The sequence below is a fragment of the Burkholderia mayonis genome (genome assembly GCF_001523745.2).
GTDB classification, from domain to species: domain Bacteria; phylum Pseudomonadota; class Gammaproteobacteria; order Burkholderiales; family Burkholderiaceae; genus Burkholderia; species Burkholderia mayonis.
In genome coordinates, this window is the sequence record NZ_CP013387.1 from 510,692 (window position 1) to 536,006 (window position 25,315).

General features: G+C 63.3%; 20 protein-coding genes, 2 tRNA genes, 3 rRNA genes and 2 pseudogenes. 19 read left to right on the forward strand and 8 right to left on the reverse strand.

Annotation, left to right across the window (positions count from 1 at the left end):
* Positions 1-18 precede the first annotated feature (18 nt).
* Positions 19-1,362, forward strand: coding sequence for an MFS transporter (locus WS70_RS20815; protein ID WP_059596502.1), 1,344 nt, complete (start codon positions 19-21; stop codon positions 1,360-1,362).
* A 282-nt stretch (positions 1,363-1,644) separates the two neighbouring features.
* Here WS70_RS20815 and WS70_RS20820 read toward each other — a convergent pair whose 3' ends face one another.
* Positions 1,645-2,754: a 2-aminoethylphosphonate--pyruvate transaminase gene (locus WS70_RS20820; RefSeq protein ID WP_059596503.1), complete on the reverse strand. Its 1,110-nt coding sequence runs from the start codon at positions 2,752-2,754 to the stop codon at positions 1,645-1,647.
* A gap of 239 nt (positions 2,755-2,993) precedes the next feature.
* On the opposite strand from WS70_RS20820, the gene phnS reads away from it, so the two are divergent.
* The 13 genes from phnS (at position 2,994) to tnpA (ending at position 17,226) form a co-directional block, all read left to right on the forward strand.
* A complete protein-coding gene (phnS, locus tag WS70_RS20825) occupies positions 2,994-4,076 on the forward strand; it encodes a 2-aminoethylphosphonate ABC transporter substrate-binding protein (RefSeq protein ID WP_059472561.1) in 1,083 nt (360 codons plus the stop codon).
* A 56-nt stretch (positions 4,077-4,132) separates the two neighbouring features.
* A complete protein-coding gene (phnT, locus tag WS70_RS20830) occupies positions 4,133-5,230 on the forward strand; it encodes a 2-aminoethylphosphonate ABC transport system ATP-binding subunit PhnT (protein WP_059596504.1) in 1,098 nt (365 codons plus the stop codon).
* Positions 5,208-6,155: a 2-aminoethylphosphonate ABC transporter permease subunit gene (gene phnU, locus WS70_RS20835; protein ID WP_059596512.1), complete on the forward strand. Its 948-nt coding sequence runs from the start codon at positions 5,208-5,210 to the stop codon at positions 6,153-6,155. The genes phnT and phnU overlap by 23 nt, the downstream gene beginning before the upstream one ends.
* Complete coding sequence (gene phnV, locus WS70_RS20840; protein ID WP_059596505.1) at positions 6,145-6,999, forward strand: 2-aminoethylphosphonate ABC transport system, membrane component PhnV; 855 nt, start codon at positions 6,145-6,147, stop codon at positions 6,997-6,999. Before phnU ends, phnV begins: the two co-directional genes overlap by 11 nt.
* A gap of 60 nt (positions 7,000-7,059) precedes the next feature.
* The gene (gene phnA / locus WS70_RS20845; protein ID WP_059596506.1) at positions 7,060-8,301 is read left to right on the forward strand and encodes a phosphonoacetate hydrolase; all 1,242 of its coding nucleotides are present in this window, start codon (positions 7,060-7,062) and stop codon (positions 8,299-8,301) included.
* Positions 8,298-9,752, forward strand: a complete 1,455-nt coding sequence (phnY, locus tag WS70_RS20850) for a phosphonoacetaldehyde dehydrogenase (protein WP_059596507.1) — start codon at positions 8,298-8,300, stop codon at positions 9,750-9,752. Before phnA ends, phnY begins: the two co-directional genes overlap by 4 nt.
* 4 nt (positions 9,753-9,756) lie before the next feature.
* Complete coding sequence (locus WS70_RS20855) at positions 9,757-10,302, forward strand: phosphonate degradation HD-domain oxygenase (protein WP_059472566.1); 546 nt, start codon at positions 9,757-9,759, stop codon at positions 10,300-10,302.
* Positions 10,303-10,879: 577 nt separating this feature from the next.
* A 16S ribosomal RNA gene (locus WS70_RS20865) occupies positions 10,880-12,412 on the forward strand.
* Between the two features lie 61 nt (positions 12,413-12,473).
* Positions 12,474-12,550: transfer RNA gene (locus WS70_RS20870), tRNA-Ile, on the forward strand.
* Positions 12,551-12,589: 39 nt separating this feature from the next.
* A tRNA-Ala gene (locus WS70_RS20875) sits at positions 12,590-12,665 on the forward strand.
* Between the two features lie 345 nt (positions 12,666-13,010).
* Positions 13,011-15,890: ribosomal RNA gene (locus WS70_RS20880) — 23S ribosomal RNA — on the forward strand.
* A gap of 181 nt (positions 15,891-16,071) precedes the next feature.
* Positions 16,072-16,185: ribosomal RNA gene (rrf, locus tag WS70_RS20885) — 5S ribosomal RNA — on the forward strand.
* Together the 16S, 23S and 5S rRNA genes with 2 tRNA genes alongside form the textbook arrangement of a ribosomal RNA operon.
* A 141-nt stretch (positions 16,186-16,326) precedes the next feature.
* Positions 16,327-17,226 (forward strand): IS66-like element accessory protein TnpA, encoded by a 900-nt coding sequence (tnpA, locus tag WS70_RS33070; RefSeq protein ID WP_418230154.1) that lies wholly within the window; start codon positions 16,327-16,329, stop codon positions 17,224-17,226.
* A gap of 261 nt (positions 17,227-17,487) precedes the next feature.
* On the opposite strand, the gene WS70_RS20895 is transcribed toward tnpA, so the two are convergent.
* Positions 17,488-18,276, reverse strand: coding sequence for a 3-hydroxybutyrate dehydrogenase (locus WS70_RS20895; protein ID WP_108034025.1), 789 nt, complete (start codon positions 18,274-18,276; stop codon positions 17,488-17,490).
* Between the two features lie 187 nt (positions 18,277-18,463).
* Here WS70_RS20895 and WS70_RS20900 point away from each other — a divergent pair, with 187 nt between their 5' ends.
* Together WS70_RS20900 and WS70_RS20905 are read left to right on the forward strand one after the other, a co-directional pair.
* Positions 18,464-19,435 (forward strand): potassium channel beta subunit family protein, encoded by a 972-nt coding sequence (locus WS70_RS20900; RefSeq protein WP_059597312.1) that lies wholly within the window; start codon positions 18,464-18,466, stop codon positions 19,433-19,435.
* Positions 19,436-19,573: 138 nt separating this feature from the next.
* On the forward strand, positions 19,574-20,419 hold the full coding sequence (locus WS70_RS20905) for a 23S rRNA (adenine(2030)-N(6))-methyltransferase RlmJ (RefSeq protein WP_059597313.1): 846 nt from the start codon (positions 19,574-19,576) through the stop codon (positions 20,417-20,419).
* A gap of 15 nt (positions 20,420-20,434) precedes the next feature.
* Here WS70_RS20905 and WS70_RS20910 read toward each other — a convergent pair whose 3' ends face one another.
* The 6 genes and pseudogenes from WS70_RS20910 to WS70_RS33885 form a co-directional block, all read right to left on the reverse strand.
* Positions 20,435-20,743: a hypothetical protein gene (locus tag WS70_RS20910; RefSeq protein ID WP_226382927.1), complete on the reverse strand. Its 309-nt coding sequence runs from the start codon at positions 20,741-20,743 to the stop codon at positions 20,435-20,437.
* Between the two features lie 155 nt (positions 20,744-20,898).
* Positions 20,899-21,045: a DUF3563 family protein gene (locus tag WS70_RS20915; protein ID WP_006028476.1), complete on the reverse strand. Its 147-nt coding sequence runs from the start codon at positions 21,043-21,045 to the stop codon at positions 20,899-20,901.
* Between the two features lie 219 nt (positions 21,046-21,264).
* Positions 21,265-21,669 (reverse strand): Cu(I)-responsive transcriptional regulator, encoded by a 405-nt coding sequence (gene cueR, locus WS70_RS20920; protein WP_059468804.1) that lies wholly within the window; start codon positions 21,667-21,669, stop codon positions 21,265-21,267.
* Positions 21,670-22,035: 366 nt separating this feature from the next.
* Positions 22,036-22,855, reverse strand: a pseudogene (istB, locus tag WS70_RS20925) (IS21-like element helper ATPase IstB).
* Positions 22,852-23,241, reverse strand: coding sequence for a hypothetical protein (locus WS70_RS33880; protein ID WP_059597314.1), 390 nt, complete (start codon positions 23,239-23,241; stop codon positions 22,852-22,854). Before WS70_RS33880 ends, istB begins: the two are co-directional and overlap by 4 nt.
* A gap of 40 nt (positions 23,242-23,281) precedes the next feature.
* Positions 23,282-23,487: pseudogene (locus WS70_RS33885) on the reverse strand (IS21 family transposase); the annotation flags it as partial.
* Between the two features lie 232 nt (positions 23,488-23,719).
* Here WS70_RS33885 and WS70_RS33890 point away from each other — a divergent pair.
* The 3 genes from WS70_RS33890 to WS70_RS20940 all read left to right on the forward strand — a co-directional run bounded on the left by WS70_RS33890 (position 23,720) and on the right by WS70_RS20940 (position 25,276).
* Positions 23,720-24,061: a DUF6431 domain-containing protein gene (locus WS70_RS33890; RefSeq protein WP_226382967.1), complete on the forward strand. Its 342-nt coding sequence runs from the start codon at positions 23,720-23,722 to the stop codon at positions 24,059-24,061.
* 334 nt (positions 24,062-24,395) lie between these two features.
* A complete protein-coding gene (locus WS70_RS31720) occupies positions 24,396-24,566 on the forward strand; it encodes a hypothetical protein (RefSeq protein WP_159082937.1) in 171 nt (56 codons plus the stop codon).
* 2 nt (positions 24,567-24,568) lie between these two features.
* Complete coding sequence (locus tag WS70_RS20940) at positions 24,569-25,276, forward strand: ExeA family protein (RefSeq protein WP_059597315.1); 708 nt, start codon at positions 24,569-24,571, stop codon at positions 25,274-25,276.
* Positions 25,277-25,315: the final 39 nt, after the last annotated feature.

Below are 25,315 nucleotides of genomic sequence, written 5' to 3' on the forward strand. Positions count from 1 at the left end.
GAAAACAAGGAGACATCGATGCCCCAGCCGATTCAAACCGACGCCGCGTCGGCCGCGCTTGCCGCGTCCGCCCGCGCCGCGGGCGCGACGCAGCCGCGCTCGAACGCGCGCTGCCGCATTCTCGCGCTGCTCGCGATCGGGACGATGATCAACTATCTCGACCGCACGGTGCTCGGCGTCGCGGCGCCGGGTCTGACGAAGGAGCTCGGCATCGGCGCGGCGGTGATGGGCGTGATGTTCTCCGCGTTCTCGTGGACCTACGTGCTGTCGCAGGTGCCGGGCGGCCTGCTGCTCGACCGCTTCGGCAGCAAGGTCACCTATTACTGGTCGATGACGCTGTGGTCCGCGTGCACGCTCGCGCAGGGCTTCGTGCACGGCGTCGCGCCGCTCCTCGCGTGCCGGCTCGGGCTTGGCGTGACCGAGGCGCCGTGCTTCCCGACCAACAGCCGCGTCGTCGCGACCTGGTTCCCGCAGAAGGAGCGCGCGATGGCGACGGGCACGTACACGGTCGGCGAGTACGTCGGCCTTGCGTTCCTGAGCCCCGTGCTGTTCGCGCTGATGGGCGCGTTCGGCTGGCGGTCGCTGTTCTGGGTCGTCGGCGGCGTCGGCATCGCGTTCGGCTTGGTCTGGTGGACGCTCTATCACGAGCCGCGCGACCATCCGCGCGCGAATGCGGCCGAGCTCGCATACATCGCCGAAGGCGGCGGCCTCGCGCAGCAGTCGAGCGGGCGCGCACAGCAGAAGTTCAACTGGCGCACCGTCAAGCAACTGCTCGGCAAGCGCCAGCTCGCGGGCATTTGCATCGGCCAGTTCGCCGGCAACTCGACGCTCGTGTTCTTCCTCACGTGGTTCCCGACCTATCTCGCGACGGAACGCCACATGGGCTGGCTCAAGATCGGCTTCTTCGCGGTGCTACCGTTCATCGCCGCATCGGTCGGTGTGATGTTCGGCGGGATCTTCTCCGACTGGCTGCTGCGTCGCGGCAAGTCGGCGAACGTCGCGCGCAAGCTGCCGATCATCGCGGGGCTCCTGCTCGCGTCGACGATCGTGCTCGCGAACTACGTGAAGAGCAACGAGGCGGTGATCGCGATCATGTCGGTCGCGTTCTTCGCCCAGGGGATGGCGGCGCTCGGCTGGACCCTCGTGTCCGACATCGCGCCGGAAGGGCTGCTCGGCGTCACGGGCGGCATCTTCAACCTCGCGGCGAATCTCGCGGGCATCGTCACGCCGCTCGTCGTCGGCTTCGTCGTCGCGGCGACCGGGTCGTTCTTCGGCGCGCTCGCGTTCATCGCTGTCATCGCGCTGATCGGCGCGCTGTCGTACATCTTCGTCGTCGGCGACATCGAGCGGATCGTGCTGTAACAGCGGCGCGCACGGCGCGCGCCGTGCGGGTTCGGACGCGCGCGCCATTTTTTGTGCCGGGTGTTCGGCGGCGGCCGGTTTGCGGTTGGCGGCTTGCCGCGTCGGCTGCTGCTGCTTGCGCCGAAAGCCGGACGGCAGACGTCCGGACAAGCGATGAAACACGCGAGGGCACGAGCGCGACGTTTCGGTTGCGTGTCGGCATGATTGGCGTGAGCCGTTCAACCGCGCGTCATGCCCGACGCATCGTCGCAGCCACCACCACCGCACCACCGCGCCACGCCATCACCGCATCGCGATGCCGAGCGCCTGCAACGCGCCGCCGATCGCCGCCACGGCGCCCCGAATCTCCTCTGCCCCGAGCGCGCCGATGCAGCCGACGCGAAACGTCTCGGCCGTCGTCAACTTGCCCGGATACAGCACGTAGCCCGCGTCGCGCACCGCCGCATAGAACGCGGGGAACGCATACGCGGGATCGGCGGGCGCGTGGAACGTGACAATCACGGGCGCCTGCGCACGCACGTCGAGAAACGGCGCGAAGCCGAGCGCGCGCATCCCGTCGATCAGCGTCGCGCAATTGTCCGCATAGCGCGCGCCGCGCGCCGGCTGCCCGCCTTCGTCGAAGAACTGGTCGAGCGCGGCGCGCAGCGCGGCGAGCACGTGCGTCGGCGGCGTGAAGCGCCATTGCGACGTGCGCGCCATGTACGCGAACTGGTCGTGCAGATCGAGCGCGACCGACGGCGAGCGTCCCTCGGATGCTTCGAGCAGCGCGCGCCGCACGATCACGAAGCCCATGCCGGGCACGCCTTCCAGACACTTGCCGCTCGCCGAGATCAGCGCGTCGATGCCGCTGCCGGCGAGCGCGATCGGCAGCGCGCCGAACGAGCTCATCGCATCGACGATCAGCGTTTTCCGATGCGCCCGGCAGACGGCCGCGATGTCGTCGAGCGGATTCAGCAGGCCGGCGCTCGTTTCCAGATGCACGAGCGCGACGTGCGTGATGCGCGGATCGCGCGCGAGCGCATCGTCGATCTCCCGCGCGCCCGCCGGCTCGTCTTCGGCGAACGGCAGCTCGACGTGCGCGATCCCGAGCCGGCGCAGGATCTTCACGATCCGCGCGCAGTACGCGCCGTTGTCCGGCACGAGCACGCGGCCGTCGCGCGGCACGAGCGTACCGAGCGCCGCCTCGACGGCGAACGTGCCGCTTCCCTGCATCGGCACGCAGACGAATGCGTCGCCGCCGCCCGCAATCCGGACGAGGTCCGCGCAGATGCTTCGCGTCAGCCGGTTGAAGGCCGCGTCCCACGAACCCCAGTCGTGCAGCATCGCATCGCGCGTCGCGCGCGACGTCGTCAACGGGCCGGGCGTCAACAGGATGGGATCACGTTCGAGCATGGCGTCGTCACTCCAGAAAAAGGCCGAAATCGGGATATCCGGAGATGTGGAGGATAGTGGCGGAATGTGTCGTTATTTGGAAATCGAGATAATCGTCACGGAGCTGTCATCGAACGCTGTGATGCTTCGGTTGCCGCGAGAACCCGGAGCGTCCGGCCGCGGCGGGACGGCGGCGCGGCTCGTGCGGACGGCGTCGGCGCCGTTCGGCCGTTCGTGGTTCCACCCTACGGAGAAGCAACATGACGTATTCGAATTTCCCGCGCGGCGGCGCCTGGCGCCGCTTCGCGCTCGCCGCGTGCGCGGCTGCGCTGTTGCAAGGCGTTGCGACGCACGCGCAGGCGGCCGCGGTCGTGCTGTACACGGCGGACGGCCTCGAAAACCTGTACCGCGACGTGCTGCCCGCGTTCGAGAAGCAAGAAGGCGTGAGGGTCAACATCGTGACGGCGGGCAGCGGCGAAGTGGTGAACCGCGCGAACGTCGAGAAAGGCTCGCCGAAGGCCGACGTGATCGTCACGCTGCCGCCGTTCATCCAGCAGGCGGGCCAGCTCGGCCTGCTGCAGTCGTACCGCAGCGTCAACTACAAGAACGTGCCGGCGATCGCGAAGGCGGAAGACGGCTCGTGGGCGACCTTCGTCAACAATTACTTCTCGTTCGCGATCAACCCGGCGGTCGTGAAGAGCCAGCCGAAGACGTTCGCCGATCTGCTGCACCCCGACTACAGCGGCAAGGTCGCGTATTCGAACCCGGCGACGGCGGGCGACGGGATGGCCGTCATCATCCTGACGAGCGCGCTGATGGGCGAAGACAAGGCGTTCGACTATCTCGCGAAGCTCGAGCGCGGCGTGAAGTTCCACACGAAGGGCACGGGCTATCTGAACGTGCTGCTGTCGCGCAACGAGATCGCCGTCGCGAACGGCGATCTGCAGATGGATCTCGACGACGCCGAGCACGGCGGCTTGTCGATCAAGCCGATCTTCGTTTCCGCGAAGGAAGGCGAGCCGCCGACGACGTTCCAGCTGCCGTACGCGATCGGCCTCGTCAAGGGCGGCCCGAATCAGGACGCGGGCAAGAAGCTGATCGACTATCTGATGTCGACCGGCGTGCAGGCGAAGGTGCCCGACATGTTCGGCATTCCGGGCCGCACCGACGTGCCGCTCGCCGGCAAGAACGGCGAGGCGGTGAAGCGCGCGATCGCCGGCGTGAAGCTGATTCCGGTCGACTGGAACGCGGTGATGGCGAAGAAGCCCGTGTGGACCGAGCGCTGGAAGAAAGAAGTGATCGGCGATTCGGGCAAGCAGACTGACGTCGTCAAGCCGAAATGAGCGAACGCCGTCGCTGCAACCAGCCGACGCGATGACGCGTCGAAGGACGAAACCTGGTGGATATCGCAAGTCTCACCCATCCCGGCGCGTTCGATGCGGCGCGCCCGCACGCGACGCCGCGCGCGGGCGCGCCGGGCGGCGTGCGCATCGAGCATCTGAGCGTGCGCTACGGCGCGCGCGCGGTGCTCGACGACCTGTCGCTCGACATCGGCGCGGGCGAATTGCTCGCCGTGCTCGGCAAGAGCGGCTGCGGCAAGACGACGTTGCTGCGCTTCATCGCCGGCTTCGTGAAGGCGGACGGCCTGACGGGCACGCTGACCGTCGCCGGCCGCGACCTGACGCACGCGCCGCCGCACAAGCGCAATCTCGGATTGCTGTTCCAGAACTATGCGCTGTTCCCGCACCTGACGGTGTTCGAGAACGTCGCGTTCGGGCTGCGCGCGCGGCGCATGTCGTCCGCGGAGGTCACGCGGCGCGTCGCCGATGCGCTCAAGCTCGTGCAGCTCGGCGACGCCGGCCATCATCTGCCCGCGCAGCTGTCGGGCGGCATGCAGCAGCGCGTCGCGCTCGCGCGCGCGCTCGTGATCAGGCCGGACGTGCTGCTGCTCGACGAGCCGCTGTCCGCGCTCGACGCGAACCTGCGCGCGTCGGTGCGCAGCGAGCTGAAGGCGCTGCACGAGCGCTTGCCGAACCTGACCGTCGTCTGCGTGACGCACGATCGCGACGACGCGCTCGTGCTCGCCGATCGCGCGCTGCTGATGCGCGACGGCCGGATCGCGCAGCTCGGCACGCCGCAGCAGCTTTACGACGCGCCGGCCGACGGCTTCGTCGCGCGCTATCTCGGCGCGGCGAACCTGCTGCCGCCGAACGTCGTGTTTCCGTTCGGCGATCCGCGCCACGGCGTGCGCGACAAGGCCGCGTGCGTGCGGCCGGAGCGGTTGACGGTGCGGCCGCTGGGCGTTGGGCGGCTGCACGGCACGATCGCGTCGGTCGAATGGCACGGCGCGGCGCTGTCGCTGACCGTGATGCTCGATGCGGCGTGCGACGAGCCGGTGCTCGTCACGATGCAGCGCGGCCGCGGCCCGGCGCCCGAGCGCGGCGCGCGCGTGTCGCTCGATTGCGAGGCGGATGATGTCGTCCTTATTTCACCTTGAACCGCGCGCGGCGCTCGCCGCCGATCCGGCGGCCGACGCCCGCATCCGCGCATCGGCCGCCGCGCACGACGCGGCCGCGCGCCGGCGCGAGCGGCATGCGAACGCGCGCATCGTCGCGCTCGCGGCCGTCGTGCTCGGCCCGCTCGTGCTGTATCCGCTTGCGCGGCTCGTGCTGCTGAGCGTGATCGGCGACCACGGCCCGACGCTCGCCGCGTACCGGGCCTTTTTCGCGAATCACGACGTCCGCGACGTGCTCGGCACGACGCTGTGGTTACTGTTCGCGAGCGCGGGCACCGCGTCGGCGGTCGGCGTGCTGCTCGCGGCGCTGCTGTTCTTCCGGCCGTTCCCCGGCGCGTCGCTCGTCACGCGCTTCCTGGAGCTGTACGTCGCGTTCCCGTCGTTCCTCGTCGCGTTCACGCTGATTTTCCTGTACGGCTCGCAAGGCTCGGTCAGCATCGGCCTGCAGCGCCTGCTCGGCCTCGATGCGCCGCCGCTCGACTTCCTGTTCGGCACGGGCGGCGTGATTCTCGCGCAGACGGTGTTCTACACGCCGTTCGTCGTGCGGCCGACGCTCGCGTCGTTCGCGACGCTCGATCCGCGGCTCGTCGAAGCGGCGTCGAGCCTCGGCGCGAACGGCTGGATGCTCGCGCGGCGCGTCGTGCTGCCGCTCGCGTGGCCGGGCATCGCCGCGGGCGTGATCCTGTGCTTCCTGCTGACGCTGAACGAATTCGGCATCCTGCTCGTGCTCGGCAGCGCGAAGCTGGTCACATTGCCTATCGCGATCTACGGCAGCGCGACCGTCGATCTCGACCTGCCGGCCGCGGCCGCGGGCGCGGTCGTGATGCTCGCGATGTCGCTGACGCTCTATGCGCTGTACCGGCGGACGAGCCGGCGCGCGAGCGAAGGAGGGCGCGATGTCCGCTGACCTGCCGACGCGCGGCGTCGCGGTGCCGCGCCGCGAGCTGCGCTGGACCGATACGGCGGCGCGCTACGCGTCGCGCGCGCTCGTCGTGCTCGCGGCCGTCGTCTGCTGCTGGCTGTTCGTGCTGCCTGTCATCGTCGTCGCGCTGTCGAGCGTCGCCGAGCACTGGTCGGGCACGATCCTGCCCGCCGGCTACAGCCTGCGCTGGTTCGAGCGCCTCGGGCGGCCCGAATTCGACGCGCTCGCCGCGAGCCTCGAGATCGGGCTCGGCGTCGCCGCGCTCGGCACGGCGCTCGGGATCGCGCTGGCGCTCGCGCTCGAAGGACGCAGCCGGCGCGGCGTCGGCGCGCTCGTCGACGCGCTCGTGATGCTGCCGAACGGCGTGCCGAGCGTCGTGCTCGGGCTCGCGGTGCTGATCGCGTATCACGCGAAGCCCGTCGATCTGTCGAGCTCGCCTGCGATCGTCGTGCTCGTGCAGCTCGCGCTCGTGCTGCCGTTCTGCTACCGGTGCGCGGCCGCCGCGCTGCGCCCGGAGCTGACCGTGCTGCGCGAGGCGGCGGCGAGCCTCGGCGCGCCGCCCGCGACGGTGTTGCGTCGCGTGCTGCTGCCGCAGCTCGTGCCGGCGATCCGCGCGAGCCTCGCGCTCGGCTTCGCGCTGTCGCTCGGCGAGCTCGGCGCGACGCTGACGGTCTACCCGCCCGGCTTCGCGACCGTGCCGATCGTCGTGATCGGCGACGTCGAGCGCGGCTACTACCTGCCCGCGTCGGCGCTGTCGCTGCTGCTGCTCGGCGCGTCGCTCGTCGCGCTCGTCGCGATCGCGGCGCGCGCGCCGCGGCCGAAGCGATGAGCGGCGGGCCGGCGCGCGCTGCGCGCGTAACATGAACGAAAGGCCCCAACGGCGAACATCATGAATCGATCTATCGAAGTCAACGGCCGCATCTACCGGATGCCGGTCGAGCCGACCGTCGCAGTCTGCGTCGACGGCTGCGAATACGATTACCTCGAAGAAGCCGCGAACGCGGGTGTCGCACCGTTCATCGCGCGAATGCTGCGCGAAGGCTCGGCGTTCGACGCCGATTGCGTGATCCCGTCGTTCACGAACCCGAACAACTTGTCGATCGTGTGCGGCGTGCCGCCGTCGGTGCACGGCATCTGCGGCAACTTTTTCTGGGATCCGGACGCGCAGGACGGCGCGGGCGCCGCGGTGATGATGAACGATCCCGCGTACCTGCGCGCGGGCACGCTGCTTGCCGCCGCGGCGGACGCGGGCGCGCGGGTCGCGGTCGTGACGGCGAAAGACAAGCTGCGCCGGCTGCTTGGCTGGCGGATGCGCGGCGTGTGCTTCTCGGCGGAGAAGGCGAACCAGGCGAATCTCGGCGAGAACGGCATCGCCGACGTGCTCGACTTCGTCGGCCTGCCGTCGCCGGACGTCTACAGCGCCGCGCTGTCGGAGTTCGTACTCGCAGCGGGCGTGCGGCTCGCGCAGAACCGGCGCGCGGACCTGATGTATCTGTCGACGACCGACTACGTGCAGCACAAGTGCGCGCCGGGCAGCGACGGCGCGAACGCGTTCTACGCGATGATGGACCGCTACCTCGCGGCGCTCGACGCGCTCGGCTGGGTGATCGGCGTGACAGCGGACCACGGGATGAACGCGAAGCACGATCCGCGCACGGGCGAGCCGAACGTCGTCTATCTGCAGGACGCGCTCGACGCGTGGCTCGGGCCGCGCCGCGCGCGCGTGATCCTGCCGATCACCGATCCGTACGTCGTTCATCACGGCGCGCTTGGCTCGTTCGCGACGATCTATCTTGCGGACGGCGTCGACGCGGCGACGGTCATCGGCCGCCTGCGCGAACGCGACGGCGTCGAGCTCGCGCTCGACAACGCGACGGCCGCCGCGCGCTTCGAGCTGCCGGCCGACCGGATCGGCGACGTCGTCGTCGTGAGCCGGCGCGACGTCGCGCTCGGCACGCGCACGAGCGAGCACGACCTGTCCGGTTTGACGGTGCCGCTGCGTTCGCACGGCGGCTTGTCCGAGCAGCGCGTGCCGCTGTTGTTCAACCGCCGGATCGAAGGCGTCGAGCCGGGCCGCCGGCTGCGCAACTTCGATCTGTTCGATCTCGCGCTGAACCGGGCCGCGCGATGACGCCGCCGCTGCTTCGCGATCACCCCGCGTTTCGCCGCGAGACGCTGCGCTGGTGCGGCGAGCGGGCGGCGCGCGCGCGCACGCTCGACGTGTTCGATCCGTATTCGGGGATGCGCGTCGGCGAGGTGCCGCTCGCGTCGGTCGACGACGTGCGGCGCGCATTCGACTACGCGGCCGCATACCGGCCGACGCTGTCGCGCTACGAGCGCTCGCAGATCCTGGAGCGGGCGGCGGCGCGCCTGCGCGCGTGCGCGGAGGAGGCGTCGACGCTGATCTCGCTCGAATCGGGCCTGTCGAAGCAGGACTCGCGCCATGAGATCGGCCGCGTGGCGGACGTGTTCAAGTTCGCGTCGATCGAGGCGCTGCGCGACGACGCGCAGAGCTACTCGTGCGATCTGACGCCGCATGGCACGTCGCGCCGCGTGTTCTCGCAGCGGCAGCCGCTCGACGGCGTGATCGTCGCGATCACGCCGTTCAATCATCCTATGAACCAGGTCGCGCACAAGATCGCGCCCGCGATCGCGACGAACAACCGCGTGATCGTGAAGCCGTCGGAAAGGGTGCCGCTGTCGGCGCTGTATCTTGCCGACGTGCTGTACGAAGCGGGATTGCCCGAGCCGATGCTGCAGGTGCTGACGGGCGATCCGCGCGAGGTCGCCGACGAGCTGCTGACGCACCCGCGCGCGACGCTGATCACGTTCACGGGCGGCGTCGCGATCGGCAAGTACATCGCGGCGAAGGCGGGCTACCGGCGTATCGTGCTCGAACTGGGCGGCAACGATCCGCTGATCGTGCTCGACGACGCGGACCTCGAACGCGCGGCGACGCTCGCCGCCCAGGGTTCGTACAAGAACTCCGGGCAGCGCTGCACGGCGGTGAAGCGAATCCTCGTCCAGAAGGGCGTCGCGCCGCGCTTCACAGAACTGCTCGTCGAGAAGACGCGCACGTGGTCGTACGGCGATCCGTTCGACCCGGCGAACCGGATGGGCACGGTGATCGACGAAGCGGCGGCCGCGCTGTTCGAAGCGCGCGTCGACGAGGCGGTGTTGCAGGGCGCGCGCCTGCTGACGGGCAACGAGCGGCGCGGCGCGCTCTATGCGCCGACGGTGCTCGACCGCGTCGACGCGTCGATGACGCTCGTGCGCGAAGAGACGTTCGGGCCGGTGTCGCCGATCATCGCGTTCGACACGATCGACGACGCGATCCGGATCGGCAACGGCACCGCGTTCGGTTTGTCGTCGGGCGTGTGCACGGACCGCGCGGACGCGATCGTGCGCTTCGTCAATGAGCTGAACGTCGGCACGGTGAACGTGTGGGAAGTGCCGGGCTACCGGCTGGAGCTGACGCCGTTCGGCGGGATCAAGGATTCGGGCTTGGGCTACAAGGAAGGGGTGCAGGAGGCGATGAAGAGCTTCACGAACCTGAAGACGTTTTCTTTGCCGTGGGCATGACGGCATGGCGCTGACGCTCGACGACATTCGCGCGCTGTTCGATCGCCATGGCGACATCGGGTACAGCGGCGAACCGGTGACGCAGCGCGAGCACGCGCTGCAGAGCGCGCAGCTCGCGGAGGAGGCGGGCGCGGGCGACGCGCTGATCGCGGCGGCGCTGCTGCACGACTTGGGCCACCTGCTGAACCGCCAGGGTGAAACGCCGACTGCGCACGGCATCGACGACCTGCACCAGTACTACGTGCTGCCGTTCCTGCGGCCGTTGTTTCCGGACGCGGTGCTGGAGCCGATCCGTCTGCACGTCGACGCAAAGCGCTGCCTTTGCGCGATCGATGCGTCGTACTACGCGCGCCTGTCCGCGGACTCGGTGCGCAGCTTGCATCTGCAGGGCGGCGTCTTCTCCGATGCCGAAGCCGACGCGTTCCTGCTGCGCCCATACGCGGCGGACGCGATCTGCCTGCGCCGTTGGGACGATCTCGCGAAGGCGGCCGGCAAGCCGACGCCGGATCTGGATTACTACATGCGCGCGGTCGAGCGCACCGTCAAATAGCGGCAGCCTCCCGTTTCTCATATCTATATATGTAGAGGGCGCTTGAGCGGACACGTGCGATCCCCCCGTTCCGCGCTTTGCGAGCTCGGAACGGGGGGATCAAATTTCTTTCGGAAAGGGGCTTGCGCGAAAGCGGAATGGTGCCTAGAATCACGCCTCTTTCGCGGTAACGGAAACGTGACGCGAAAGAAGAAGTGGGAGGTTCCGGCGCTTGAGGCGAGACGGTTGGCGGGTTAGTCGACCGAGGGTGCGGGAAGGTGATTGAGGCGGTGCGCGACGGGGCAGTAAAAAGTTGTTGACGCGCTGCAAATAAGTGATCATAATCTCATTTCTCTGCTGCAGACAACGCAGCGCTGCTGAGAGGGCGGTCCGAGGTAGGAAGTACTTCTCGCAGATGTGCTCTTTAACAATGAACAGCCGATAAGTGTGGGCGCTTGATGGAGCGGGCGATCTTCGGATCGAAAGCGAAAGTATCAAGAGTCTCACACTAAAGTAAGTCAGGTTTGTGAAGCAATTCACGACCTGTCAGCTTTGAGTGAGCGACCGGTTGGAAACAACCGAAAACAGTAACAGGTTTGAACTGAAGAGTTTGATCCTGGCTCAGATTGAACGCTGGCGGCATGCCTTACACATGCAAGTCGAACGGCAGCACGGGTGCTTGCACCTGGTGGCGAGTGGCGAACGGGTGAGTAATACATCGGAACATGTCCTGTAGTGGGGGATAGCCCGGCGAAAGCCGGATTAATACCGCATACGATCTGTGGATGAAAGCGGGGGACCTTCGGGCCTCGCGCTATAGGGTTGGCCGATGGCTGATTAGCTAGTTGGTGGGGTAAAGGCCTACCAAGGCGACGATCAGTAGCTGGTCTGAGAGGACGACCAGCCACACTGGGACTGAGACACGGCCCAGACTCCTACGGGAGGCAGCAGTGGGGAATTTTGGACAATGGGCGAAAGCCTGATCCAGCAATGCCGCGTGTGTGAAGAAGGCCTTCGGGTTGTAAAGCACTTTTGTCCGGAAAGAAATCATTCTGGCTAATAACCGGGGTGGATGACGGTACCGGAAGAATAAGCACCGGCTAACTACGTGCCAGCAGCCGCGGTAATACGTAGGGTGCGAGCGTTAATCGGAATTACTGGGCGTAAAGCGTGCGCAGGCGGTTTGCTAAGACCGATGTGAAATCCCCGGGCTCAACCTGGGAACTGCATTGGTGACTGGCAGGCTAGAGTATGGCAGAGGGGGGTAGAATTCCACGTGTAGCAGTGAAATGCGTAGAGATGTGGAGGAATACCGATGGCGAAGGCAGCCCCCTGGGCCAATACTGACGCTCATGCACGAAAGCGTGGGGAGCAAACAGGATTAGATACCCTGGTAGTCCACGCCCTAAACGATGTCAACTAGTTGTTGGGGATTCATTTCCTTAGTAACGTAGCTAACGCGTGAAGTTGACCGCCTGGGGAGTACGGTCGCAAGATTAAAACTCAAAGGAATTGACGGGGACCCGCACAAGCGGTGGATGATGTGGATTAATTCGATGCAACGCGAAAAACCTTACCTACCCTTGACATGGTCGGAACCCTGCCGAGAGGCGGGGGTGCTCGAAAGAGAACCGGCGCACAGGTGCTGCATGGCTGTCGTCAGCTCGTGTCGTGAGATGTTGGGTTAAGTCCCGCAACGAGCGCAACCCTTGTCCTTAGTTGCTACGCAAGAGCACTCTAAGGAGACTGCCGGTGACAAACCGGAGGAAGGTGGGGATGACGTCAAGTCCTCATGGCCCTTATGGGTAGGGCTTCACACGTCATACAATGGTCGGAACAGAGGGTTGCCAACCCGCGAGGGGGAGCCAATCCCAGAAAACCGATCGTAGTCCGGATCGCACTCTGCAACTCGAGTGCGTGAAGCTGGAATCGCTAGTAATCGCGGATCAGCATGCCGCGGTGAATACGTTCCCGGGTCTTGTACACACCGCCCGTCACACCATGGGAGTGGGTTTTACCAGAAGTGGCTAGTCTAACCGCAAGGAGGACGGTCACCACGGTAGGATTCATGACTGGGGTGAAGTCGTAACAAGGTAGCCGTATCGGAAGGTGCGGCTGGATCACCTCCTTTCTCGAGCTATCCGCGAAGTTGAGCGCTCACGCTTATCGGCTGTAAATTAAGACAGACTCAGGGGTCTGTAGCTCAGTCGGTTAGAGCACCGTCTTGATAAGGCGGGGGTCGTTGGTTCGAATCCAACCAGACCCACCAAGTTGTCTGGCGCAGGAAACCTGGGTGAAGTCTCTGTATGGGGGCATAGCTCAGCTGGGAGAGCACCTGCTTTGCAAGCAGGGGGTCGTCGGTTCGATCCCGTCTGCCTCCACCACAATCTTCAATGCGAAGTGCTTGGTTCGAACGTGAACCGAGGATTTGGCATTGGCGATTGAGCCAGTCAGAGTGATGCGAAAGTATCGGCTGTCGTTCTTTAACAATCTGGAAGAAGTAAGTAATTTGGATAGCGGAAGCGTCTTGAGATGGACGTGGAAGTTATCCGGGTTGTGATTGTATCGATGTATCTCAAGATGATTCGAACTTAATGTTCGGCTCAATTGGAATACGGCACACACGTAGTGTGGGCTCAGTGTAAGTGCTAGGCACTAACGCTGAGCGACACGCGAGAACTCAACCTGTAGCGACTGTAGCGTCGAAAGATGAGACAGACTCGTTATAGGGTCAAGCGAACAAGTGCATGTGGTGGATGCCTTGGCGATCACAGGCGATGAAGGACGCGGTAGCCTGCGAAAAGCTACGGGGAGCTGGCAAACGAGCTTTGATCCGTAGATGTCCGAATGGGGAAACCCGGCCCTTTTGGGTCATCCTAGACTGAATACATAGGTCTAGTGAAGCGAACGCGGTGAACTGAAACATCTAAGTAACCGCAGGAAAAGAAATCAACCGAGATTCCCAAAGTAGTGGCGAGCGAAATGGGAAGAGCCTGTACTCTTTATTTGTATTGTTAGCCGAACGCTCTGGAAAGTGCGGCCGTAGCAGGTGATAGCCCTGTAGGCGAAAACAGTATGAAAGAACTAGGTGTACGACAAGTAGGGCGGGACACGTGAAATCCTGTCTGAAGATGGGGGGACCATCCTCCAAGGCTAAATACTCGTGATCGACCGATAGTGAACCAGTACCGTGAGGGAAAGGCGAAAAGAACCCCGGGAGGGGAGTGAAATAGATCCTGAAACCGCATGCATACAAACAGTCGGAGCCTCGTAAGGGGTGACGGCGTACCTTTTGTATAATGGGTCAGCGACTTACGTTCAGTAGCAAGCTTAACCGAATAGGGCAGGCGTAGCGAAAGCGAGTCCGAATAGGGCGTTCAGTTGCTGGGCGTAGACCCGAAACCAGGTGATCTATCCATGGCCAGGATGAAGGTGCGGTAACACGTACTGGAGGTCCGAACCCACTAACGTTGAAAAGTTAGGGGATGAGCTGTGGATAGGGGTGAAAGGCTAAACAAACCTGGAAATAGCTGGTTCTCTCCGAAAACTATTTAGGTAGTGCCTCGTGTCTCACCTTCGGGGGTAGAGCACTGTCATGGTTGGGGGGTCTATTGCAGATTACCCCGCCATAGCAAACTCCGAATACCGAAGAGTGCAATCACGGGAGACAGACATCGGGTGCTAACGTCCGGTGTCAAGAGGGAAACAACCCAGACCGCCAGCTAAGGTCCCCAAATATGGCTAAGTGGGAAACGAAGTGGGAAGGCTAAAACAGTCAGGAGGTTGGCTTAGAAGCAGCCACCCTTTAAAGAAAGCGTAATAGCTCACTGATCGAGTCGTCCTGCGCGGAAGATGTAACGGGGCTAAGCCATATACCGAAGCTGCGGATGCGTGCTTGCACGCATGGTAGGAGAGCGTTCCGTAAGCCTGCGAAGGTGCGTTGAAAAGCGTGCTGGAGGTATCGGAAGTGCGAATGCTGACATGAGTAGCGATAAAGGGGGTGAAAGGCCCCCTCGCCGTAAGCCCAAGGTTTCCTACGCAACGTTCATCGGCGTAGGGTGAGTCGGCCCCTAAGGCGAGGCAGAAATGCGTAGCTGATGGGAAGCAGGTCAATATTCCTGCACCATTGTTAAATGCGATGGGGGGACGGATCGCGGAAGGTTGTCCGGGTGTTGGAAGTCCCGGTCGCTGCATTGGAGAAGGCACTTAGGCAAATCCGGGTGCGGAATTCAAGGGTGTGGCGCGAGCTCTTTAGGGAGCGAAGCAATTGGAAGTGGTTCCAAGAAAAGCCTCTAAGCTTCAGTTTAACAATGACCGTACCGCAAACCGACACAGGTGGGCGAGATGAGTATTCTAAGGCGCTTGAGAGAACTCGGGAGAAGGAACTCGGCAAATTGGTACCGTAACTTCGGGATAAGGTACGCCCTGGTAGCTTGACCCCCCTGCGGGGGAAGGGTGAAGGGGTTGCAATAAACTGGTGGCTGCGACTGTTTAATAAAAACACAGCACTCTGCAAACACGAAAGTGGACGTATAGGGTGTGACGCCTGCCCGGTGCCGGAAGATTAAATGATGGGGTGCAAGCTCTTGATTGAAGTCCCGGTAAACGGCGGCCGTAACTATAACGGTCCTAAGGTAGCGAAATTCCTTGTCGGGTAAGTTCCGACCTGCACGAATGGCGTAACGATGGCCACACTGTCTCCTCCCGAGACTCAGCGAAGTTGAAGTGTTTGTGATGATGCAATCTACCCGCGGCTAGACGGAAAGACCCCATGAACCTTTACTGTAGCTTTGCATTGGACTTTGAACCGATCTGTGTAGGATAGGTGGGAGGCTATGAAACCGGAACGCTAGTTTCGGTGGAGCCGTCCTTGAAATACCACCCTGGTTTGTTTGAGGTTCTAACCTTGGCCCGTGATCCGGGTCGGGGACAGTGCATGGTAGGCAGTTTGACTGGGGCGGTCTCCTCCCAAAGCGTAACGGAGGAGTACGAAGGTACGCTAGGTACGGTCGGAAATCGTGCTGATAGTGCAATGGCATAAGCGTGCTTAACTGCGAGACCGACAAGTCGAGCAGGTGCGAAAGCAGGTCATAGTGATCCGGTGGTTCTGTATGGAAGGGCCATCGCTCAACGGATAAAAGGTACTCTGGGGATAACAGGCTGATACCGCCCAAGAGTTCATATCGACGGCGGTGTTTGGCACCTCGATGTCGGCTCATCTCATCCTGGGGCTGTAGCCGGTCCCAAGGGTATGGCTGTTCGCCATTTAAAGAGGTACGTGAGCTGGGTTTAAAACGTCGTGAGACAGTTTGGTCCCTATCTGCCGTGGGCGTTGGAAGTTTGAAGGGGGCTGCTCCTAGTACGAGAGGACCGGAGTGGACGAACCTCTGGTGTACCGGTTGTGACGCCAGTCGCATCGCCGGGTAGCTATGTTCGGAAGAGATAACCGCTGAAAGCATCTAAGCGGGAAACTCGCCTTAAGATGAGACTTCCCCGGGGACTTGATCCCCTTGAAGGGTCGTTCGAGACCAGGACGTTGATAGGTCGGGTGTGTAAGCGCAGTAATGCGTTCAGCTAACCGATACTAATTGCCCGTAAGGCTTGATCCTATAACAAGTCTGTCTCGATAGCCGTTAGCGCTTCAGCGCTTACGGATATCGAGCGTCGAGTGCAAGGCACTCGACGTACGACGGTTGAAGTACCGCGTACGTGTGAGATACAGCTCACAACCCAACATTACTGCTTCTTCCCGATTGGTCGCGCTGCGATGCACCGCGACATCCCTCTTTGCCTGATGACCATAGCGAGTCGGTCCCACCCCTTCCCATCCCGAACAGGACCGTGAAACGACTCTACGCCGATGATAGTGCGGATTGCCCGTGTGAAAGTAGGTAATCGTCAGGCTCCCCCTCTCAGAACCCCCGCCCAGCCAGGCGGGGGTTTTGTTTTTTACGCCCACTCCCGTCGGATGTAAGCACCTCACGACGACCGTCGTAGACGACGGCGAGAACCGACATCAAAGTGGTGCCCATCATTTTCGATTTGATGGACATCACTGTGACAGAGCCGGAAGCCAAGCCGGGTAGCCGCAAGGGACGCCCGAATTATGATCGCGAGTTTCGACGCCGACTCGCCGCTGCGGCATGCGAGCCTGGTGCCTCGGTCGCAAAGCTGGCGCGCGAGAATGGCATCAATGCAAACATGCTGTTCACCTGGCGGCGCCGCTATCGCGAGCAATTGCAGGCCGAAACGATGTCGCTGATTCCAGTGGCGGTGGTGCATGAGACACACGCGCCGCGCATGGCGATGCCACCGGATGCAGGGGATGTCGGCAACCCGACTGCGCGAGCGGGGACGATCGAGATCCGGATCGGCGCAGTGGTGATCAAGGTCGACGGTGCCGTTGACGCCGATACCGAGGCGACCCGGGAGGTGCTCGAGCTGATCGGCGAACTCTACGGCATCGAGGCCCACATCCGCGGCAAACCCGCCGCTGAACGGCTGCGCGTGCGGCAGGAGAAAAGTGTGCCGCTGCTGGCAACCATCAAGACGTGGATGACGGACAAACTCGCGACGCTGTCGAAGAAATCCGATTTGGCCAAAGCGATCCGTTACTCGCTTAACCAGTGGGATGCCCTCGCGCTGTACTGCGAAGAGGGCCGTGCCGAGATCAGCAATGCCCTGGCCGAAAACGCGCTGCGATGTGTGAGTCTGGGTCGGAAGAACTTCTTGTTCGCCGGCTCCGATAGCGGGGGCCAGAGGGCTGCAGCGATGTACAGCCTGATCGGCACGTGCAAGCTGAACGGGATCAACCCGCGCGCTTACCTCGAATACGTGCTGACCCATATCGCTGACCACCCCATTAACCGCATCGACGAATTACTACCGTGGAACGTGGCAAGTAAGCTGCCAGGCAAGCCTTGCCCGCCTGCCTCCACGGGCTGATTGCCAGCGGGCGAACCCGAGCGACCGATACCCAATCATGCCTCACGTGCGCGTCGCATTGCGAACGGCCTTCGCGAGGTGCTTACACACAAAATTCCTGACACCTCCGAAAATCGCTCTCGCCGGACGCGAGATGAATACCCCATCTTCGACCTCAAATTGAACGCGCCGTAACAGCAGTACGGGCCTCACCGACTTCGAGCGGCCGAACGGTCAAGACGAGGCGAGACGACGCTGCGGCTCGGCGCTCGCCTAGCCCCCTTACTGCATGAACCACCCATGGCTGACGATGAACGACTGGCCGGTCAGCGCCGCGCTCGGGAACGCCGACAGGAACAGCACCGTCTTCGCGACATCCTCGACGGTCGTGAACACCCCGTCGACCGTCTGACCGAGCATCACCTTCTTCACGACTTCCTCTTCGCTGATCCCGAGCTCCTTCGCCTGCTCCGGAATCTGCTTGTCGACGAGCGGCGTGCGCACGAAGCCCGGACACACCACGTGCGAGCGCACGTTGTGCTTCGCGCCTTCCTTCGCCAGCACGCGCGCAAGCCCCAGCAGCCCGTGCTTCGCCGTCACGTACGCCGACTTCAGCGGCGACGCCTCGTGCGAATGCACCGAGCCCATGTAGATCACGACGCCGCCGCGATCGTCCCGGTACATGTGCTTGAGCGCGGCCTTCGTCGTCAGGAACGCCCCGTCCACGTGAATCGCCTGCATCTTCTTCCAGTCGGCGAACGCATAGTGCTCGATCGGATTGACGATCTGGATGCCCGCGTTCGACACCAGGATGTCGACCGAGCCGAACGTTTCGGCAACCTTGTCGATGCCGGCGTTGACCGCGTCTTCGTTCGTCACGTCCATCGCGACGCCGATCGCCTTGCCGCCCGCCTGCTTGATCTGCTCGGCGACCGCGTTCGCGCCGTCCTGATTCAGATCCGCGATCGCGACCGCCGCGCCCGCGCGCGCGAGCTCCAGCGCGATTTCCTTGCCGATGCCGCTTGCTGCGCCTGTCACGACCGCCGCTTTCCCGTTCAAATTCGAAGTCATTCCCCAAGTCTCCATCAGTTAAGTCAATGAAAGCATCGCGTCCGGCATCTGCCCACTCAGCCGGACGGCATAGGCCGAATGGCCGGCTGTCGCGCCGCGGCCGACATTGCTATTGTGCATGAACGAGATCGCGCACCGCGGTCAAACAGGCTAAGCTTGTTGTCGGTCACGCTCGATCGGAGACGATATGAACTACCGGAGGCTAGGACGTTCTGGATTGCAGGTCAGCGAACTGTCGATCGGGTCGTGGGTCACCTACGGCAACCAGGTCGATCGCCGCGCCGCTCGCGAATCGCTGGCCGCAGCGCATGATGCCGGCGTCAATTTCTTCGACAACGCCGAAGTATATGCAGGCGGCAAATCCGAGGAAATTATGGGGCATGCGCTGAAATCGCTTGGCTGGCCGCGCATCAGCTATGTGGTTTCGACGAAGTTCTTCTGGGGGCTCGCGGAAGCGCCGAATCAATACCACACCCTCAACCGCAAATACCTGCTGCACGCGATCGACGCCTCGCTGCAGCGTCTGCAGCTCGACTACGTTGACCTCGTGTTCTGCCATCGTCCCGACCCGAGCACACCGATCGAGGAAACCGTATGGGCGATGAGCGACATCATCGCGCGCGGCAAGGCGCTCTACTGGGGCACGTCGGAATGGAGCGCCGACGAGATCCGCGCCGCATACGAAATCGCTGAACGGCATCATCTGCGCAAACCAACGATGGAACAGCCGCAATACAATCTATTTCATCGCAAGCGCGTCGAGCAGGAATACAAGCGCCTCTATGACGATTTCGGAATGGGACTCACGACCTGGAGTCCACTCGCATCGGGGCTGTTGACCGGGAAGTACCGGCACGGCGTTCCCGCTGGCAGCCGGGCGGAAATCCACGGCTATGACTGGCTACGCGAGCAATTGACGGACCCGGCTAAGAACAACATCGTCGATGAGCTCGGTGACATCGCGAACGAGCTCGGTTGCACCGTAGGCCAGCTCGCGCTCGCCTGGGTGCTGAAGAACCCGCGCGTCAGCACGGTAATCACGGGCGCGTCGCGCGTCGAGCAGATCGTCGAAAACATGCGCTCGCTCGACGTTGCGGCGAAGCTCGCACCGGACGTGAAGCAGCGGATCGAGCAGATCGTCGGCGATGTCTATCAGTAGCCGGGCGGCAGGCTACATCGCATACTCGCGTACAATACGCGACCACATCGGCCGGCCATGCCCGCGAATCCGGCAGCATGGCTCGCACGTGTTGGCGCTCGACCGATTTCCACGTATCGCTCCCGTATTTCTCTCGCCATGCTCAGCTATCGTCACGGCTTTCACGCCGGCAATCATGCGGACGTCCTCAAGCACGCCGTCGTCGTGCAGTTGCTGCGTCATTTGAACAAGAAAGACAAGTCGTATTGGTACATCGATACGCACGCTGGTGCTGGCGTCTACTCGCTGTTCGACGGATATGCGGCAAAAACCGGCGAATTCGGCACGGGGATCGAGAAAATCTGGGACGCGACAGATCTACCCGAGGCGCTTTCCGACTATGTCGACGAAGTCAGGGCGCTGAACAGCGACGGCGAATTGCGCTACTACCCGGGCTCCCCTTATCTCGCATGGCGGCTGATGCGCGAGCAGGATCGGATGCGCCTGTTCGAGCTTCACAGCACTGAAATCGATGTGCTGCGCCATAATTTTCGCGATGCAGGACGGCGCGTGATGATCTATACGGGCGATGGATTCGAAGGCATCAAGGCGCTGCTGCCTCCGCCGCCGCGGCGTGCGCTCGTATTGATCGATCCGTCATACGAGGACAAGCGCGATTACGCCAAAACGCTCACCTGCGTCGAAGAAAGCCTGAAACGATTTGCAACGGGATGCTATGCAATTTGGTATCCGCAGGTGAGCCGCCCCGAGTCGCAGAAATTCCCGGATCATCTAAAAGGGCTGCAACCGAACAACTGGCTGCATCTGAGCTTGACCGTAAGCCGGCCTCCATCGGATGGTTATGGACTCTTCGGCAGCGGGATGTTCATCCTGAATCCGCCGTATACGCTGATCGACGCAATGAAAGATACGCTCCCGTACCTCGTCGAAACACTCGGCCAGGACAGCGGCACGAAGTTCGCGATCGAGCATCGCGGCAGCTGACACCGGCGTCGCGGCCTATTGACGCGGCTGGGGCGCCTTCAGCGGCACAGCCGGATTGGGCACCTCGATGTATGGGACGACGACCATCGGCGCAATCGAACCGGGCGGCAGCCCCGTCATCGGAGCAGGTTGCGCCGGCGCAGCGATCGGGGCACGTGAGAGTGACGCATTTTGCAGCACGATGCCGCCCTTGCCGTCGCGAATCCCGCTTTGCGTATCCAGGATCAACGGCGCGCCGTTTGTCCCAGCGAGCGCAGGCACCGTGGTACCGCATAGTGCGACGCAACTCGTCGCGAAGCAGAAGAAGCGATTGACGACTCTCATCAGGCCCCCGTTTCGAACGACGCTTGATTGTACGTTGACCGCCCACAATGTCCGGCGGTCAACGTTTCCAGCTTACGAAAAGACAAAGCCCCGTCAATACGGGGCTTCTTTGCTTGCGCACTTGGGCGCTCGGTGCGACGTCTTGCCGCTCCGATTTACAGCGAGTAGCCGTTAGTTTCCAGCGAGCGGATGCGCTGCTCGAGCTGGACGATATCGCTCGACGAAGCCAGATAGGCTTCACGGCGGTTGCGTTCTGCAGCCTCAAACCAGTTGCTCAGCTTTTCGATGATGTAGGCAAACATATTGGCTCTCCAAGGAAGATTGAGATCCCCTGGTGAATCGATAACAGGGATATCCCTCATAGGGTTAACCCGATTATAGCCTGATTGCACCAACTTGCCAGTGAAATGCTCGAATGTGATGCATGCCAATTTGGAATAGATCAAACAATTCCGTCTTAAACATCTGATTTTTCTGACAACTTGCGTGACGTGCAGCGCACGAGCGCGTAGTTGCACGCACTATTTTGGATCGCAGCAAGGATCAGCCAATCGCTCCAAAATGGGGCAGTCCGGACGATCGTCTCCGCTGCAATGGGCGGCGAGGTTCGCAAGCGTGTTCCGCATCTCGGTAAGCTCGGCGATCCGGCCGTCAAGCTCGGCCACGTGCTCGAGTGCAATCGCTTTGACCTCGGCGCTCGCTCTCGAGCGATCTTGCCAGAGCGCGAGCAGCTTTCTAATGTCGTCGACGAGAAATCCGAGTCGTCGCGCTTGGCGGATGAAACGTAGCAAGTGGATTTCTTCGTCGTGGTAGACGCGATATCCTGAATCGGTCCGTTCCGCCGGATTGAGAAGGCCCACGCTTTCGTAGTAACGGATCATCTTCGCGCTGACGCCCGATGCCTTGGCAACTTCACCGATGTTCACCGTTTGCTCCAGATAGGATTGAAGATTGAAATGTTAGCGCGTTCTTCGGAATATCTACTTGGCCGGCGATCGGTGGCTACGGCTCGAGTTAAAGCCCGCGCGCCGTCCCATGGAGCTGTACTTGAGGCGAGCTGCCGGTTCGAGGCGGGATAAATGTGATCTTTCCGGAAGAGATCTGGCGAATTAGAAGAGGGTTGGATCGGCGTATGCCCGACGGCAGATTTCAACCGGTCGATCCACGCCAGCAGTAAGCATCCGACGAATGCCGTGTCGACGAGGGGCTGAAGCTACTGTAGATCGTCAACTATCTTGGCCGGTCGAGCGACAACTATGATGGCCGGTCGGCTGGGGTAATTTTGTCACTCGTCAGGTGGTCATAGTTGTCGTTTCCTCCGGTTCGGTGTCGGGTAATTGACGTCGCCGCGTGCGCTTGTTGTGGCTGGCGCTGCGACGCCGGTAGCTTTCGACGTTCAGCTCGAAGATCATCGAGTGATGGACCAGGCGGTCGATGGCGGCCACCGTCATCGACGGGTCGGGGAACACGTCGTTCCAGCCGGAGAACGGCTGGTTGGCCGTGATCAGAAGACTGCGCCGCTCGTACCGCTCAGCGATCGTTCGAACAGCACACTGGTCTCCGCTTGGTCCTTGCGCACGTACAACAGGTCGTCGAGGATGATCAGGTCGAGCGGTCGAGCTTGCTGAGCATCGACGGCAACTGGAGGCTCTGGCGGGCCGCCTGCAGCTTCTGCACGAGTTCGCTGGTGCGGGTGAATAGCACGCGGTAGCCGGCGTCGATCAGCGCATGGCCAATGCCGGAGCCGAGATGCGCCTTGCCGCCGCCCGGCGGCCCGAACAGCAGGATCGTCGCGCCTTTCTCGAGCCACGAATCGCCGGTCGCGAGCGCCATCACGTGCGCCTTCGAGACCATCGGCACCATGCCGAAGTCGAAGCTGTCGAGTGTCTTGGTCGAGTCCAGGTGCGATTCAGCACGGTGACGCTCGATACGGCGTTTCACACGCTCGGCCAGTTCGTGCTCGAGCAGTGCGCCGAGCAGTCGCGAGGCCTGCCAGCCTTCCTTGTCGGAGCGCTGTGCAAATTCAGGCCACAGGCGCGCGATCGTCGGCAGCCGCAGCTCGTTGAGCATCAGTCCCAGGCGCGAGGCATCGTAGGTTACAGGCGCGTTTATGCCGCCACCTCCTCGTCGAGCAGCGTGTCGTAGAGTGCCGCGGGCGGCATCTCGACCACGACCCCCGGACACTGCGCCTCCCGCGGCGCGAACTCGCCGCGCAACTGCTCGAGATCGGGCAGCTCGCCTGCCGCCAGCAAGGCGTCGAGCCGATCGGCGAGCGTGGCTTCGACGCCGTGGTTCGCAGCCAACTCGAGCAACCCGACCATCGTCTTGCAGGCGTCGCGCTGCGACATCCGGGCTTCGAGCTGTTCCCAGGTCAGGCGATACGCCTCGCGCGGGAACAGGTCATCACGGAACGCCAGCCCCTTGAACGCCTGGGGCCTGCGCTTGAGCTCGTCGACGAAGTGCCGAGTCGATCGCGCGTCGGCGGCTCCCCGCTGCATGGGACCCGCGTGCGGCGCTGTGCACCAGCACGCCTGACAGATAGCGGACCGTAAAGTCCTCTTTCTCCTGCAGGTTCTTGAACGCAGCCGACAGGCTGTCGGTGCGGTGCTCGCGCGGGCAGCCTCCGGCTTGCCAGAGCGCATTTTGCAGGCCGGTGGACAGGGCTTCGAAGCTTTGCCGCCTGCTACGACGTCGGCGTGCTCCCAGTGCGAGAACGCGAGCACGAAGTGATACAGCCGGCGAGAGCGATTTTCTGAACTTCACCGCGAACAACGCGAGATACGGTGGGCATAAAGAAGGCCGGTACTCCTCTGATATCGTGCGACGGTTCTCACGCCAACACACGAATCAATAAGAGCCCGGCCTATGCAACGGATCGTACACGCTTTCCTTTCCCTCGAATAACATCTTCGCGCCGTCGTCTCCACACCTCAGTCGTACCGCCCCGATCGTCGCCCGCACTGCGGTTGCAGCTGCCTGTGGGGACATGGCTGCTACGACCGCAAGGCCGACCGCAGTGCCGACGGCCAGCTCAATCCGGTTTCGGTGCCGCGCTTCCGTTGTCCTTCATGCCGGCGCACCTGTTCGCGCCTGCCGCTATGCATTTGCCCGCGCCGTTGGTACGGCTGGGCGCTGCAGCAGCAGGTGCTTGCAGTTGCTGATCGCCGGTGCGTCGTTGCGCCGCGCGGCGGCGATCTTTGCGCTCGGCTATCACATCGTGCGTCGCTGGTGGCGATCGCTGTCAGCCAGCCACGAGACGTTTGCCTTCCATCTACGCAGCCGCTTTGCCGAGCTCGGGCGCCACGCCGATCACACTGATTTCTGGCTGGCCTGTTTGCACCGGATGCCGTTGTGCGAAGCGATGGCGTGGCTCGATCACGACGGCCTGGCTGTCCCATGTGGCCTGGGTCGAGCAGGTCTATCGTCGCCAGCCGCACACCGGGCTCGGCGGTCAAACGCCACTCTCGCGCTACCAGCAAGACCTGCCGCACATCCGCGCCTTCGGACCACTCGCCCCGCAACTGGATGAGCTGTTCCTCCATCGCGTCGCGCGCCGTGTGCGCCGCGACGGCACCGTCTCGTACGCCGGCCGCTACTTCGAGGTCCCCTACGAGCTCACCGGCCAGCACATCGTGCTCGTCGAGTGGTACGCGTGGAGAGCGAAACTGGCCAGCCACTGGGCGCCGCCACGCTGCTCGACGCCGTCGCCAACAGCCGACGTCGCCGCAGCAAACCGTCGGCCGAGCCGGCGACCGCCCCAGCCGCCGCAGGACCCAACCTCATCGAGCTTACCCAGCAGCACCACTACCAACTGGAGGCCTGAGCATGTACCGTCAACACTTCGGCCTGCGCTGCGCGCCGCTCGACAAGGATTCGACCGACCTGGGGGACGATGGCACGCTCGCGCGCCTCGCCGAGCGCTTCCAGTGGCTGCTCGCCAGCCTCGGCGTGGGCCTCTTGACCGGCGAACCCGGCGTGTGCAAGACCGCCGCGCTACGCCATCTCACGCGAGGCCTGAATCCCCATCGCTACCTGACGATCTATCTGGCCGAGACCGAATTCGGTCGCATCGACCTGTACCGCTCGCTCGCGCGAGCGCTCGGGCTCGAGCCCAGCTACCGGCGCGCGGATCTGTGGCGCGAACGGAAGCGGCGCATCAACGAGCTCGCCACCGGCAAGCAGGTCCTGCCGCTGTGGATCATCGACGAGGCACAGAACCTGCCGCCCGAGTTCTTCCGCGACTTCCCCTCGTTCCTGAACTTCGCCTTCGACGCCCGCGATCTCATCACCGTGTGGTTCGTCGGTCATCCGGTGCAGGCCAGCATGCTCGAATGCACGCCCTATGCCGCGCTCTACAGCCGCATCCAGACGCGCGTGCAACTGCAGCCCGTCGTCGAGCGCGAGCGCTTCGCGCAACTCATCGCGCACGCACTGAAGGCTGCCGGCTGCACCCATACGCTGCTGGCCGACTCCGGGCTCGAGTTGCTGCGCGAAGCCTCGCGCGGGCTGCCCCGGCAAGCCGGGCGCATCTGAACGACGGCCCCGGCGCCCATCTCGCCGGACTCGCCGCGT